14 protein-coding genes are annotated in these 13,243 nt (G+C 71.6%); 10 read left to right on the forward strand and 4 right to left on the reverse strand.

Annotation, left to right across the window (positions count from 1 at the left end; translation table 11 throughout):
- Nucleotides 1–816, forward strand: coding sequence for an SIS domain-containing protein (locus AB0N03_RS21615; RefSeq protein ID WP_364374403.1), 816 nt, complete (start codon nt 1–3; stop codon nt 814–816).
- On the forward strand, nt 813–1,739 hold the full coding sequence (locus tag AB0N03_RS21620; RefSeq protein ID WP_364374406.1) for a hypothetical protein: 927 nt from the start codon (nt 813–815) through the stop codon (nt 1,737–1,739). Before AB0N03_RS21615 ends, AB0N03_RS21620 begins: the two co-directional genes overlap by 4 nt.
- Nucleotides 1,740–1,812: 73 nt before the next feature.
- On the opposite strand, the gene AB0N03_RS21625 is transcribed toward AB0N03_RS21620, so the two are convergent.
- Genes AB0N03_RS21625 through AB0N03_RS21640 form a run of 4 tightly spaced genes read right to left on the reverse strand, consistent with a single transcriptional unit; the run spans nt 1,813 to nt 5,023 of the window.
- Nucleotides 1,813–2,667, reverse strand: a complete 855-nt coding sequence (locus AB0N03_RS21625; RefSeq protein WP_364374409.1) for an amino acid ABC transporter permease — start codon at nt 2,665–2,667, stop codon at nt 1,813–1,815.
- The gene (locus tag AB0N03_RS21630) at nt 2,664–3,308 is read right to left on the reverse strand and encodes an amino acid ABC transporter permease (protein WP_364374412.1); all 645 of its coding nucleotides are present in this window, start codon (nt 3,306–3,308) and stop codon (nt 2,664–2,666) included. The genes AB0N03_RS21625 and AB0N03_RS21630 overlap by 4 nt, the downstream gene beginning before the upstream one ends.
- Nucleotides 3,309–3,320: 12 nt before the next feature.
- Nucleotides 3,321–4,262, reverse strand: a complete 942-nt coding sequence (locus AB0N03_RS21635; RefSeq protein WP_364374415.1) for a transporter substrate-binding domain-containing protein — start codon at nt 4,260–4,262, stop codon at nt 3,321–3,323.
- Nucleotides 4,263–4,285: 23 nt separating this feature from the next.
- Complete coding sequence (locus AB0N03_RS21640) at nt 4,286–5,023, reverse strand: amino acid ABC transporter ATP-binding protein (protein ID WP_364374418.1); 738 nt, start codon at nt 5,021–5,023, stop codon at nt 4,286–4,288.
- Between the two features lie 142 nt (nt 5,024–5,165).
- On the opposite strand from AB0N03_RS21640, the gene AB0N03_RS21645 reads away from it, so the two are divergent.
- The 8 genes from AB0N03_RS21645 (at nt 5,166) to proC (ending at nt 13,224) form a co-directional block, all read left to right on the forward strand.
- Nucleotides 5,166–5,993, forward strand: coding sequence for an alpha/beta hydrolase (locus AB0N03_RS21645; protein ID WP_364374421.1), 828 nt, complete (start codon nt 5,166–5,168; stop codon nt 5,991–5,993).
- A 34-nt stretch (nt 5,994–6,027) separates the two neighbouring features.
- A complete protein-coding gene (locus AB0N03_RS21650; RefSeq protein ID WP_364374424.1) occupies nt 6,028–6,924 on the forward strand; it encodes a MurR/RpiR family transcriptional regulator in 897 nt (298 codons plus the stop codon).
- Nucleotides 6,925–7,084: 160 nt separating this feature from the next.
- Nucleotides 7,085–8,284 carry a DUF4149 domain-containing protein gene (locus AB0N03_RS21655; protein ID WP_364374427.1) on the forward strand — a complete coding sequence of 400 codons (1,200 nt, stop codon included), beginning with the start codon at nt 7,085–7,087 and terminating at the stop codon, nt 8,282–8,284.
- A 31-nt stretch (nt 8,285–8,315) separates the two neighbouring features.
- Nucleotides 8,316–9,158: a PHB depolymerase family esterase gene (locus AB0N03_RS21660; RefSeq protein WP_364374430.1), complete on the forward strand. Its 843-nt coding sequence runs from the start codon at nt 8,316–8,318 to the stop codon at nt 9,156–9,158.
- Nucleotides 9,155–10,561, forward strand: coding sequence for a serine hydrolase (locus AB0N03_RS21665; protein ID WP_364374433.1), 1,407 nt, complete (start codon nt 9,155–9,157; stop codon nt 10,559–10,561). The genes AB0N03_RS21660 and AB0N03_RS21665 overlap by 4 nt, the downstream gene beginning before the upstream one ends.
- Nucleotides 10,554–11,480, forward strand: coding sequence for a pyridoxal-phosphate dependent enzyme (locus AB0N03_RS21670; protein ID WP_364374436.1), 927 nt, complete (start codon nt 10,554–10,556; stop codon nt 11,478–11,480). Before AB0N03_RS21665 ends, AB0N03_RS21670 begins: the two co-directional genes overlap by 8 nt.
- Nucleotides 11,477–12,451, forward strand: coding sequence for a proline racemase family protein (locus tag AB0N03_RS21675; protein WP_364374439.1), 975 nt, complete (start codon nt 11,477–11,479; stop codon nt 12,449–12,451). The genes AB0N03_RS21670 and AB0N03_RS21675 overlap by 4 nt, the downstream gene beginning before the upstream one ends.
- Entirely contained in the window at nt 12,448–13,224 is a 777-nt protein-coding gene (proC, locus tag AB0N03_RS21680) for a pyrroline-5-carboxylate reductase (protein ID WP_364374442.1), read from the forward strand. Before AB0N03_RS21675 ends, proC begins: the two co-directional genes overlap by 4 nt.
- The last annotated feature ends 19 nt before the right edge of the window (nt 13,225–13,243 follow it).

Genomic DNA, 13,243 nt, shown 5'->3' on the forward strand with positions numbered 1-13,243 from the left:
GTGGGCGCGCCGGAACCGCTGGTCAGCCGGGTCAACCACGCGTGGAGCCGGCTGAGCGAGCCGGAGCGGGCGGTCGCGGAATACCTCGTCACGTCACCTCCGCGCCAGGTGGTGCTCGCGACGGCGGACGACCTCGGCCGCCGGACCGGCACGAGCGACGAGACGGTCGTCCGCACCGCCCGCCGCCTCGGCTACGCCGGGTTGCCGGCGTTGAAGGCGTCGCTCGGCGGGGCCACCGGCGCGCCGCAGGTCGGCTTCCGGCGGCAGGTGGCCCGGGACCTGCCGAGCGCGACGACGCACGTGGTGCGCGACGCGCTCGGCCGGATCAGCGCGTTCGGCCGCGGGCTCGACGTCGGCGAGCTGGCCGAGGCGCTGCGGATCGTCGGGTCGGCGTCGCGGGTGTTCTGCTACGGCTGGGGGGTCAACGAGCTGAGCGCGCGCTACCTGGCGCTGAAGCTGACCCGGGCCGGCAAGGCCGCCTCGGCGTCGGGGGCCACCGGGGTGGCGTTCGCGGACGACCTGGCGGACCTCTCGCCGCGGCACGCGGTCGTCGTCTTCGCGCCCGGCCGGCTGCTGCCCGAGCTGGAAGTGCTGGCGGCGCGGGCGAACCAGGTCGGTGCCGGGCTGGTCCTGGTCACCGAGCACCTCGCCGAAGCGCTCCCGGCGGACGCGGTCCTGCGTGACCCGGGCTCGCCCGGCAGCCTCACCGCCGAACCGCTGTGCGCCATGCTCGTCGCCGACCTGCTCGTGCTCGGCACCCTCGGCGACGGGGACACTTACGCCCTTTTGACGAAACTGCGTGAGGACATTCAATGACCTTGTCCACTGTGGACCTGACCCGCATCCGGGAGGTCGCTTCCCGGGAACTGGTGTTCACGGCGGTGCGCGACGCGCTCGTCGCGCACGCCGAAGGCCGTACCCAGCTCCCGCCGCCGATCGCCCTGGTGTTCCCTGCGGTGGAGGGCGACTGTCACGTCAAGGCCGGGCACGTGACCGGCTCGCCGTACTTCGGGGTCAAGGTGGCCGCGGGCTTCTACCGCAACGCCGAGCGCGGCCTGCCCAGCAACAGCGGGCTCATCCTGGTGCTCGACGCGGCGACCGGGGTCCCGGCCGCGGTGCTGGCCGACGAAGGCCGGCTGACGGCGTGGCGCACGGCCGCGGCGGGCGCGCTGGTCACCCACGCGCTGACCCCGCCCGGCGTCGACGAGGTCGGCGTCCTCGGCACGGGATTGCAGGCTCGGCTGCAGGTGGAGTGGCTGCACGCGCTGCGGCCCCTGTCGCGGGTCCGGGTGTGGGGGCGCCGGCCGGAGGCGGTGCGGGAGCTGTGTGCGGAGCTGGACCTGGACGCCCGCCCGGCGACGGTCGAGGAGGCGGCGGGTTCGCCGTGTGTCATCACGGCGACGCCTTCGACCTCGCCGCTCGCGCCGGCGTCCGCCTTCGCGGGCGCGCAGCACGTCACGGGGATCGGTACCGATCTGCCGGGCAAGGGGGAGCTGCCGCCGGAGCTGTTCGCGCGAGCGCGGCTCGTGGTGACGGACGATCATGCGCAGTGCCTCGATCACGGTGACTTCGGGAACGCGGTCCGAGCCGGTGTCACGGGACCGGGGATCGACGTCGCGGCGGGCGTCGTCCTGCGTGACGGTGTCGCGCGGTCGGGGCTGAGCATCGCCGACCTGACCGGGGTGGGGGTCGCGGACGCCGCGGTGGCCTCGGCGGTCTTCACGGCGCTGAACTCCTGAGCACAGTGGAAAGCCTCGCCGGGGCGGTGGTGGCCAGCCGCCCCGGCGAGGCCGGTCTCGGATATTCGGATACTCAGGAAACGCTTTCGAGTGCCGGAGCCGGGGAGTCCACTTCGGCCACCCGGGCCCGCCGACGGCGCCGCGGCGGCCGGTCCAGCAGCTCCGCGATCCGCGACAACCCGAAGTTGAGCACGATGTAGAACGCCGCCGTCAACGCGTACGCCTGGATGAAGTTCGCGTTGTACTCGCCGAGCACCTGCCCGTTGCGCAGCAGCTCGGGGTAGCTCACGACGTACCCGAGGCTCGACTCCTTGAGCGTCCGGATCACCTGCGTCACCAGCGCCGGCCGCAGCGCGCGGAACACCTGGGGCAGCACCACCAGGCGCAGGGCCTGGCCGCGGCGGAGGCCGATCGCCGCCGCCGCGTCGAACTGCCCTCGATCCAGCGAATTCACGCCCGCGCGGACGATCTCGGCGAACACCGAGCCCGCGTGCAGCACGATCGGGATCGACAGCACCCAGAACGGCGGCAGGTTCCAGCCGAACGCCGGCAGGCCGATCAGGAAGAAGTACACCAGCAGGATCAGCGGGATCGCCCGGAACAGCTCGATCGCCGCCGCGGCGGGCACCGACAGCCAGCGGCGCGGCGAAAGCCGGCCGAGACCGAACACCGTGCCGAACACCAGGGACATCGCCGCGCACGACAGGCCGATGCGCAGCGTCATGCCCAGGCCGTCGAGCAGGTAGCGGATGTTGGGCCACGACGCCAGCGGCGACCACAGCCGGCCCGACAGCTGGCCGACGTGCTGGAGCTGGAAGACGATCCCGACGAGGGCGCCCAGCACGAGCACCGAGGCGACGATCGTCGCCACCCGGAGCCGCGCCTTGCCGCGCGGGCCGAGCTCGTCGAACAACACGGTGGTCTTCATCGGCGGATCCGCACCTTCCGTTCGATGACCCCGGTCAGCTGGCCCGCGGTGAGCGTGATCAGCAGGTAGCCGATCGCCGCGGCGATGAAGCTCGGGATGGGCTGGGCGTGGTCGAGGTTGAACTGCCGTGCGGAGCCGGTGAGCTCCTGCACGCCGACCGCCGCGCCGAGGGCCGACGCGAGGCAGACGTTGATGAAGATGGACCCCAGCGGCTGGGCCATGGACCGGAACGCCTGCGGCAGCACGACTTGCCGCAGGACGCCGGCGAAGGTCAGCCCGAGCGCGCGGGCCGCTTCGACCTGCCCGGTGGGGACGGCCGCGATGCCCGAGCGGACCGTCTCGCAGACGTACGCGCCGAAGTACAGCCCCAGGCCGAGGACGACCGAGCCGAACAACGGCACGGTCGCCCCGACGTAGGGCAACCCGAACACCACCATGACCAGGACGAGCAGCAACGGCGAGTTGCGCAGGCACTGGACGTAGAACCCGGCCACCGCCCGCAGCGGGCCGACCGGGCCGACCCGGCAGACGCCGAGCACGGTCCCGATCAGCAGGGCCAGCGGGAAGGCGAGCACGGCCAGCTCGAGGGTCACCAGCAGACCGGTGAACAGCTCACCGATGTGATCGAACAGGACGGACATGGTGGTGGCCTCTCAGGAGCCGGGCACGGAGCCGACCTGCGGCGGCTGCGGCGCGGCCGTCTTGACGAGCTTGCCGACCGTGGCCTGCCAGAGCTTGGTCCACGTGCCGTCGGTTTCGATCGCCTTCAGGAACCCGTTGACGACGTCCTTGAACGCCGGGTCGTCCTTCGGGAGGCCGATGCCGAACGGGTTCGACCCGAACGTCGAGTCCAGCAGCTTGACGTCGTTCTTCGTGGCGACCACGCCGTAGAGCGACGCGTTGTTGAGCGTCATCGCTTCGGCGCGGCCCTGCTCGACGGCGGCGACGCACTGCGCCGCGGTGTCGAACAGGACCGGCTGCGCGGTCGGCACCGCCTTCAGGAGCGCGTCCTTCGCGGCACCGGACTCGGTGGCCACCTTCTTGCCGGCGAGGTCGCTCGCCTGCTTGGTGGTCGTGTCCGACGTCTTGACGACGATGCCGCTGGCCGCCAGGTAATACGGCCCGGCGAAGTTGACGAGCTTCGCGCGGTCTTCGGTGATCGTGTAGGTCTGGATGGCCGTGTCGATGGTGTGGTTGCCCAGCAACGCTTCCCGCGTGTCCGAGCCGCCGCTCTGCAGCTTGGCGTTCGGCTTGCCGAGCAGGTACTTCGCGAGCAGCTGGGCGATCCCGGCGTCGAAGCCGGACAGCTTGCCGGACGCGGGGTCGAGCTGGGAGAAGCCGATCGTGTTGCGGCTGCCCGCGAACGACAGCTCGCCCTTCTGGCGGATCTTGTCGAGCATCGGCGTGCTGGGCAGGTTCTGTCCGACCGGGCCCGCGTCCACCACGGACGTCTGGTCGATCTGGCCCGCGATCTCCGCGCCGGCCGGCTTGGGGGCGGCGCCGGGGGCCTGGTTGGGGGCGCTGCCGCACGCGGTCAGCGCCGCGAGCAGGGCGGTGGTGACCACCGCGGTGCCGGCTGTGGTGCGAATTCTCATGGGTGCTCCCGGAATCGTGGCGGTCAGTGCTGGAGAACTTTGGACAGGAAGTCCCGCGCCCGGGCGGTGCCGGTGCGGTCGAAGAACTCTTCGGGCGTGCCCTGCTCGGCGATCCGGCCGTCGCTCATGAACACGACGCGGTTGGCGGCCTTGCGGGCGAAGCCCATTTCGTGGGTGACGACGACCATGGTGGTGCCGTCGGCGGCGAGCGCGGTCATCACGTCGAGGACCTCGTGCACCATCTCGGGGTCCAGCGCGCTGGTCGGTTCGTCGAACAGCAGGAGCTTGGGGCGCATCGCGAGCGCGCGGGCGATCGCGACGCGCTGCTGCTGCCCGCCGGAGAGCTCGGCGGGGCGTTTGTCCGCCTGGTCGCCGACGCCGACGCGGTCGAGCAGGCGCCGCGCCTCGGTCTCGGCGTCGCGGGTGGACATCCCGCGGACCTGGATCGGGCCGAGGGTGACGTTGTCGAGGATCGTGCGGTGGGCGAACAGGTTGAACGACTGGAAGACCATCCCCACGTCGGCCCGCAGCTGCGCGAGCCGGCGGCCTTCGGCGGGCAGCGGCTCCCCGTCGAGGGTGATGGTCCCCGAGTTGATCTGCTCGAGGCGGTTGACGCAGCGGCAGAGGGTCGACTTCCCCGAGCCGGACGGCCCGACGACGACGACCACTTCGCCGTGGTGGATGTCGAGATCGACGTCGTGCAGGACTTCGATGTCACCGAAGCTCTTGCACAGGCCGCGGATGCTCACCAGCGGGGTCATCGGCTTCCTCCGATTTTGGAAGCATTCGCTACAGTTCACATATTGTTGTAGCATCAGCTACCGATAAGATAGACGGTGCTACCGAGATGTCAACACCTGTCGTCGTCGCTACACCTGTCGCAATCCCAGCCGAGGAGCAGTCATGACGAGTCCGCGCCCGAGTGCCGACGCGCGCGTCCTGGATCCGGTCGAGTACTACCACTCGGGCCCGACCGCCTTCTTCGCTTCGCAGCGGGACCAGCGTTTCTCTTACTGCCTCTACGTTCCCGGCGTGCACCGCACGGCGACGGCACCGCTCCCGCTGACCGTCGTGGTCCACGGGACGCAGCGGATGGCCGAGCGCTACCGCGACGCCTACCGCGGCTTCGCCGAAGAGCACGAGACGGTCGTGCTCGCCCCGCTCTTCCCGGCCGGCATCGGCGAACCGGGCGACCTGCACGGCTTCAAGCGCCTCAGTTTCCGCGGCATCCGGTTCGACCGCGTCCTGCTCGGCATCGTCGACGAGGTGGCGCAGCGGTACCGGATCGACGCGACGCGGTTCGCGCTCCACGGCTTCTCCGGCGGCGGACAGTTCGTCCACCGCTTCGCCTACCTGCACGCGCACCGGCTGTCCGCGCTGTCGATCGGGGCGCCGGGCCGCGTCACCCGGATCGACCCGCGGGTGCCGTGGTGGCCGGGCACGGCCGGCCTGCGCGAGCGGTTCGGCGTCGACCTGGACCTCGACGCGCTGCGGACGGTGCCCGTGCAGATGATCGTCGGCGCCGAGGACACCGAGACGTGGGAGATCGCCGAGCCGGGCGTCGACGCCGGCGGGGACACCCGCGTCGAGCGGCTCACGTCCCTGCGGGACAACTTCGAAGCGCACGGCATCGGCGTGCGCCTCGACGTCGTGCCCGGGCTGGCCCACCGCGGGCTCCAGCTACAGCCGACGGTCCAGGAGTTCTTCGCCGGCGTGCTCGCCGGCCGGTGACCACTACGATGCGACGGTGCCGAGGGGAGAGCAGATGACCGACGGCGATGACCTGTCGCTGAGCGCTCGGATCAACCGCAACCTGGCCGGGATGTCCCGGGCGGAGCGGATCGTGGCCGAGTACCTGCGCGACCACGGCCGGCACGCGATCTTCGCGACCGCCGAGCAGATCGGCACCGTGACCAAGACCAGCGACGCGACCGTCGTCCGCACGGCGAAGTCCCTCGGGTTCAGCGGGCTGCTCGACCTGCGGCGCAGCCTGGCCGCGGAGGTCGTGGTCGAAACCAGCCCGGTGCGGCAGTTCCACGACGAGCGGGAAAACGGCGGTTCGGCGGTCGCCCGGGTGTTCACCGAGGCCGCCGACCGGCTCGCGGCGACCTGGCGGCTGGTCGAAGAAGACGAGTTCGCCGCCGCGGTCGGGCTGCTCGACGAAGCGCGTGAGGTGCTCGCTTTCGGGCTCGGCGGGTCCGGGCTGCTCGCCCGCTACCTCGCGCTGCGGCTGACGCGCATGGGCCGGCGCGCCCGCGCGAGCTGGGCCACCGGGTTCCAGCTCGCCGACGACCTGCTGGGCCTGCGCGCCGACGACGTCGTCGTGCTCTACACCCCGGCCCGCCTGCTGGCCGAGATCGAGGTCGTGCTCGACCATGCGCACGCCGTGGGCGCCCGGGTGCTCCTGGTCTCCAGCTCGCTGGGGGCCCAGTTCGCCGACCGCGTGGACGTCACGCTCGCCGCGCCGCAGTCGACGAGCAACTTCACCGGGGAGATGCTCAGCGCCGAGGTGCTGACCGACGCCTTGCTGTTGCAGCTGGGTTCCGGCGACGAGCTCCGTGCGACCTGGGCCTCGGAGCTGCTCACCTCGTTGCGCTCGGAACTGGTCCAGGGCGACGAGCGCTCGGCCACCCCGAAACGGCGGCGCAAGAAGCGGGCCTGACGCTCGGTTTCCTCACACCGCGGGGCGATCGCCGCGCGGGGGTCCCATGCTGTCCACTGTGGACCGTCGTCGTGCGTGTAGTGGAAACTTCGTACTTCACATTCTGGAAGTTCTAGCTACACTCGGATCAATCCCAATTCCCGCCGAGGAGACCGCCGTGATGTCGTTCCTGCTTGCGCAAGTCCCGGCCGCCGTCGCCAACCCGACCCCCGCGCCGTGGCGGATCATCACGAAGATGGCCTACTTCGCCGGCCTCATCGGGACGATCGGTGCCACGGTGCTGCACCTCCTCGTGCTCCGTCCCGTCCTCAAGCGACAGTCGGTCGACGAGGCCGATCGCGCGGTGCTGCACCGCCGGACGAGCCTGCTGCTGGCGGTCGCCGGCACCTGGTTCCTGATCGCGTTGTACTTCCAGATCGCGGGCAAGGCCGCCCGCGTCAAGGGCGTCGAGATCCCCTACGGCCGGGCCCTGCGGCCGGGCACCATCTGGAACTACGTCACCGTGCCCGCCAAGAAGGGGGAGTGGCTCTCGACCGGCGCGCAGACGCTCGCCCAGTACCTGCTGTGGGCGGCGTCGGCGATCGTGCTGATGCTCCTGTGGTCGCCGCGCGTGCGCGCGCACCTGACCGCGGTCGCCTTGACCTCGCTCGTCCTCAACTTCGTCGCCTACCAGGTCACGCTGCTGCCGACCGACTTCTCGAAGGAGACGGCCGACACCCTCGTCGACGGCCTGCTGGACCACACGCACGTCTCCGCCGTTTCCACGTGGGTCGGCGGGATCGCCGCCCTCGTCGTGCTGGCGACGGCCCGCCGCCGGCTCACCCCGCGCGCCGGGGCCACGTGGGCGCAGATCTGGACGCGGTTCAGCACCGTCGCCCTGTGCGCCGTCGGCTGCCTGCTGATCAGCGGCCTCTACCTGGCCTGGAGCCTCGTCGGCAGCCCCGGCGAGCTGTTCACCACCAGCTTCGGCCGGTTCCTGCTGATCAAGGTGTGCCTGGTGGCCACCATGATCGCGGTCGGTGCGCTGAACGAGTTCCTGCTCATGCCCCGCATCGCGCGGGCCCGCACGGCAGGCGAGGAGGGGTCGGTGTTCCGGCTCGCCCTGCGCGTGTTCCCCGGCCTGGTCACCGTCGAGGTGGTCCTCGCGGTCGGCGTGCTCTTCGTGCTGTCGTTCCTGACCGGTTCGGCTCGCGTCGAGGCCGGCGAGCCCGACCCGACGCTCAGCGGCGGCATCGTCGGCATCGGCGTCCTGCTGGCCGTGCTGCTCGCGATCTCCTTCGTCACCACGGCGAAGGTGAGCGAACGGCTTTCCCGGTCCGCCGCCCCGGCCCCGGCCGCCGAAGCGGTCCCCGAGTACTGAAAACCCCCACGTCCTGGGAGGACACTTCTCCATGACCGGCACGACCGACCTCGCATCCGAGCGCGCCCACTTCGTCGGTGGCACGCCCTTCTTCGCCTCGCAGCACGACCAGCGCCTGTTCTACGCGCTGTACGTGCCCAAGGACCACACGCCGGACGCCGTACCGCTGCCGCTCGTGGTCATCCAGCACGGCACCGGGCGGTCGGCCGAGCTCTACCGCGACCGCTGGAAGGAGTTCGCGATCGAGCACCGGTGCGTGATCCTCACGCCGCTGTTCCCGGCGGGCCTGGTCGAAAAGGGCGAGCTGCACAGCTTCAAGTTCCTGGAGTTCCAAGGCATCCGCTTCGACGAAGAGCTCCTGCACATCGTCGACGAAGCCGCCGCCACGTTCAACGCGCGCGGCGACCGGTTCTACCTCCACGGGTTTTCCGGCGGCGGCCAGTTCGCGCACCGCTTCTTCTACGCGCACCCCGACCGGCTCGCCGGCGTGTCCATCGGCGCGCCGGGCCGGATCACCCAGCTCGACGACAGCCTGCCGTGGTGGCTGGGCACCGGCGGCTTCGAGGAGCGCTTCGGCATCCGCATCGACCTCGACGCGCTGCGCCGGGTGCCGGTGCAGATGGTCGTCGGCGCCGAAGACGTCGAAACCTGGGAGATCATGAACCCCGGCGGCCCGAACTGGATGGACGGCGTGGAGAAGACCGGCGACACCCGCCTCGCGCGCCTGGAGACCCTGCGCGACAACTTCGTCTCCCAGGACATCCCCGTGCGGTTCGACGTCGTTCCCGGCGTCGCGCACCGCGGCACCGGCGTCGCGCCGGTGGTGCAGGACTTCCTCGGCGGCCTGCTGACCGAAGCCCGGAGCCCGCGGTGACCGGGACCGTCGGGTCCCTTTTGGACACCCTGGCCGCGCGGGGGATGCGGGTGCACTCCTTGCTGGTGCACCGGCACGGCGAGCTGGTGCACGAATTGTGGCAGTGGCCGCACGAGCCGGCGCTGAAGCACAAGCTGCACTCGGCCACCAAGAGCTTCACCGCCAGCGCCGTCGGGTTCGCCGAAGCCGAGGGGCTGCTGGACCTCGAAGACCCGGTCGTGGACTTCTTTCCCGGCAGCGATCTCGACAGCCGGATGCGCGTGCGGGACCTGCTGACCATGCGCACCGGGCACGCGCGCGGGCTCTCCGGCGCGACGACCCGCCTGCGCAAGACCGGCTGGGCCGGCGAGTTCCTGGAAGAGCCCGTCGTCGACCGGCCCGGCCGCGGCTTCCGCTACAGCAGCACGACGAGCCACGTCCTGTCCGCGATCGTGCAGGAGGTCGCGGGCGAGCCGATCGACGAGTACCTGCGGCCGCGGCTGTTCGAGCCCTTGGGGATCACCGACTACACGTGGGAGCGCGACCCGGCCGGCGTGTCCAGCGGGGGCAACGGGTTGTCGCTGCGCCCGCGGGACCTGCTGTCGTTCGGCGTCCTGTGCCTGCGGGACGGCTTCCGGGACGGTCGCCGCGTGCTGCCCGCCGGGTGGGTGCGCAAGGCGTCGGGCCTGCACGTCCGGCAGGCGGTGAGCGGGGAGTGGACCGGCACCGAGCTGCTCCCGCCCGGCCCGGACGCCGTCGCCGACTCCGGGTACGGCTACCAGTTCTGGGTCAGCGAGAACGGCAGCTACTCCGCGTCGGGCCTGTTCGGGCAGGAGTGCATGGTCTTCCCGGACCACGGCGGGGTCGTCGTGGTCACCGGCGCGATGCCCGAGCCGACCTACCACGACCTGCCGGGGATGCTGCGCGAAGCGTTTTGGCAGGCGTTCGCCGCGGACGAGGTCGAGTCCCTCGAGCCGTGGGTGACGCGGGCCCGCGAACCCGAGCCGCTCAAGTCCGCTGTGGACAGCCCGGTTTTCCTTCGTACCTTCGATTTCGAGTCCGGCGAGCAGGGTGTTCGATCGTTGTCCGTCGACGTCGATGCCGATGTCGTGCGGCTCGGGATCGAAGACGACCGGGGCACGCACCGGATCGAGCACGGCCTGGGGGAGTGGGTGCCGCAGAACACCGGCGTGAGCGTCTGGCGGCTGCACCACTCCTACCAGGAGGACGCGGCGCCGATTCTGGCCGGGGCGCGGTGGGCCGGAGTGGACGTGCTGGAGCTGACCTGGCACTTCCTGGAGGGCCCGTTCATCGACCGGCTGACCCTGCGGTTCGACGGCGACGACGTCGTCCTGGAGCACCGGGTGAACTGCAACTCGGGCCCGACGGAGCTGCCGCCCGCGAAGGGGACCGCCCGTGCTTGACGCCGCCGTCCTCGACCAGGCCTGGGAAGTCGTGTCCCGGCACCTGCCGCCGACCCCGCTGATCCCGTACCCGCAGGCCGGGCTCGACGTCCCGGTGTACCTGAAGTACGACGGCGCCCAGCCGATCGGCGCCTTCAAGATCCGGGGCGCGCTGGCGGCTCTCACCGCGTACGCGGGCAAGCCGGTCGTGACGGCGTCGGCGGGCAACCACGCGCTCGGGATCGCTTACGGGACCCGGCTGTTGTCGGGCGACGCGACCGTGGTGGTGCCGAAGACGGCGGCCGCCGTGAAGGTCGAGGCTCTGCGGCGGTACCCGATCGACCTCGTCCTGGCGGGCGAGGACTTCGACGGCGCGGAGCGGCACGCACTCGCGCTTCCCGGGCAGTACGTCTCCGCCTACAACGACCCCCACGTCATCGCGGGGCAGAGCACGCTCCTCACCGAGGTGGCCGGCGTGCTGGAAGAAGACTTCACGGTGGTCGTCCCGGCCGGCGCCGGCGGCCTGCTTTCCGGGGTGGCGCTGGGTGCTCGTCGCGCGGCGCAGGACGTCCGCGTCGTCGGCGTGGAAGCCGAGGCGTGCCGCGCTCTGTCGACCGCGGTGACGGCCGGACGGGTGGTGCCCGTCGAGATGGGGGAGACCATCGCGGACGGGCTGGCCGGCAACCTCGAACCGGAGTCGCTGACGCCCACGATCGTGCGCGACTGCGGGGTGACGATGGTCGCGGTGGCCGAGGCGGCGATCCGCCGGTCGGTCCGCGAGCTCGTGACGACCGCCGGGCTCGTGGCCGAGGGTGCGTCGGCGACGTCGCTGGCCGCGTTGCGCGGCGGGCTCGTGCCGCTCGACCGGCCCGTGGTGTTGGTCGTTTCCGGTCGCAACATCGACCTGGGCCTGCTGACCACGATCCTGGGAGAGCGATGATCACCACGACCGACTACCACACCGCCGGCGAGCCCTTCCGGATCGTCACGGCGGGAGTGCCGGAGATCCCGGGCGCGACCGTGCTCGAACGCCGGGCCGCCGCGCAGACGTCCGCGGAGATCGACGCCGTCCGGCAGCTGCTGGTGCAGGAGCCGCGCGGGCACGCCGACATGTACGGCTGCTTCCTCGTCCCGCCGAACGACGACGGCGCCGAGTTCGGCGTCCTGTTCTGGCACAAGGACGGCTATTCGACGGCGTGCGGGCACGGCACGATCGCGCTGGGCGCGTGGGCGGTGCGGACGGGCCGGGTCCCGGCTTCGCGTGACGGCGTCACCGAGGTGGTCATGGACGTGCCGTCCGGCCGGGTCACGGCGGTGGTGACGTGCGTTTCCGGCGTCGTGCGGGAAGTGACCTTCCGGAACGTCGACGCGTACGTGATCGGCCGGGACATTCCCGCGGGCCCGGCGCGCGTCGACGTCAGCTACGGCGGGGCGATCTACGCGTCGGTGCCGGCTTCTTCGGTGGGGCTGACGGTTTCGCCTTCTTGTTACGCGGAGCTGATCGCCGCCGGGCGCGAGATCAAGGGCGCGCTGAACTCGACGTCGTGGGCGTCGCATTCGGACAGCCGGTTGAGCGGGATCTACGGCACGATCTTCTACGACGACCTCGGGGACACGCCCTCGGGGCCGCACCAACGCAGTGTCACGATCTTCGCCGACGGCCAGGTCGACCGGTCGCCGTGCGGTTCGGGGACTTCGGCGCGGCTCGCGTTGCTGGCCGCGGACGGGCGGCTTCCGTCCGGTGCGGTGCTGACGCACGATTCGATCATCGGGACCCGGTTCACCGGCCGGGTCCTGTCCGGCGGCTCCTCGGTCGCCACCGAGGTGTCGGGAAACGCTTACCCCACCGGCGAGTGCACGTTCAGCCTCGATCCGGACGACGAGCTGGGAAGGGGGTTCGTGCTGCGATGAGCACGACCATCGTGGGCGGCGGGAACATGGGCGAGGCCCTGCTGGCGGGGCTCGCTCCGGAGGTCACCGTCGTGGAGCAGAATCCTTCGCGGGCTTCGTATTTGGAGTCTCGCTACGGGGTTGCGGTGAGTCCGCTGGAGGCGGCGGTGGCTTCGGCGGACACCGTTTTCGTCGTCGTGAAGCCGTACCACTTCGCCGCGCTGCTGGATTCGCTGGCGCCGCACGTGCGGCCGGGGCAGCTGATCGTGTCGGCGGTGGGCGGGACACCTGCTTCGACCATCGAGTCGCACCTGCCGGGCGCACCGGCGGTGGTGCGGACGATGCCGAACCTCCCGGTCTCGGTGGGCCTGGGGACGATCGCGATCAGCGGCGGCGCGCACACGGTCGCCGCGGACCTCGAGCGCGTACGCACGATGCTGGCTCCGTTGGGGCGCGTGATCGAGGTGGCGGAGTCCCAGCTGGACGCGGTGACGGCGCTGTCGGGCGGCGGCCCGGCGTACTTCGCGCTGCTGGCGGAGGCGATGATCGACGCGGGCGTGCTGGCGGGCCTGCCGCGGCCGCTGGCCGAGGAGCTGGTCCTGACGACGGCGGAGGGCACGGGCCGGATGCTGGGGGCCCCGGACGCGGACCCGGCGGGGTTGCGCGCGGCGGTGTGCAGCCCGGGAGGCACGACGATCGCGGCGATGAGAGAGCTGGAGGGAAGGGCGTTGCGCGCGGCGGTGATGGCCGCGGTAGTGGCGGCGCGCGACCGGTCGATCGAGATGGGCCGCTGAGCGCGGCCCACCCCGCCCC

Origin of the sequence: Amycolatopsis sp. NPDC051061 (genome assembly GCF_040682935.1) — a bacterium.
In the GTDB taxonomy this organism is placed as follows: domain Bacteria; phylum Actinomycetota; class Actinomycetes; order Mycobacteriales; family Pseudonocardiaceae; genus Amycolatopsis.

Excerpts from the sequence above, each read along its gene's own strand:
- AB0N03_RS21620 (WP_364374406.1), top strand. The coding sequence starts at position 813 with ATGACCTTGTCCACTGTGGACCTGACCCGCATCCGGGAGGTCGCTTCC.
- AB0N03_RS21625 (WP_364374409.1), bottom strand. The coding sequence starts at position 2,667 with ATGAAGACCACCGTGTTGTTCGACGAGCTCGGCCCGCGCGGCAAGGCG.
- AB0N03_RS21630 (WP_364374412.1), bottom strand. The coding sequence starts at position 3,308 with ATGTCCGTCCTGTTCGATCACATCGGTGAGCTGTTCACCGGTCTGCTG.
- AB0N03_RS21635 (WP_364374415.1), bottom strand. The coding sequence starts at position 4,262 with ATGAGAATTCGCACCACAGCCGGCACCGCGGTGGTCACCACCGCCCTG.
- AB0N03_RS21640 (WP_364374418.1), bottom strand. The coding sequence starts at position 5,023 with ATGACCCCGCTGGTGAGCATCCGCGGCCTGTGCAAGAGCTTCGGTGAC.
- AB0N03_RS21645 (WP_364374421.1), top strand. The coding sequence starts at position 5,166 with ATGACGAGTCCGCGCCCGAGTGCCGACGCGCGCGTCCTGGATCCGGTC.
- AB0N03_RS21650 (WP_364374424.1), top strand. The coding sequence starts at position 6,028 with ATGACCGACGGCGATGACCTGTCGCTGAGCGCTCGGATCAACCGCAAC.
- AB0N03_RS21655 (WP_364374427.1), top strand. The coding sequence starts at position 7,085 with ATGTCGTTCCTGCTTGCGCAAGTCCCGGCCGCCGTCGCCAACCCGACC.
- AB0N03_RS21660 (WP_364374430.1), top strand. The coding sequence starts at position 8,316 with ATGACCGGCACGACCGACCTCGCATCCGAGCGCGCCCACTTCGTCGGT.
- AB0N03_RS21675 (WP_364374439.1), top strand. The coding sequence starts at position 11,477 with ATGATCACCACGACCGACTACCACACCGCCGGCGAGCCCTTCCGGATC.
- proC (WP_364374442.1), top strand. The coding sequence starts at position 12,448 with ATGAGCACGACCATCGTGGGCGGCGGGAACATGGGCGAGGCCCTGCTG.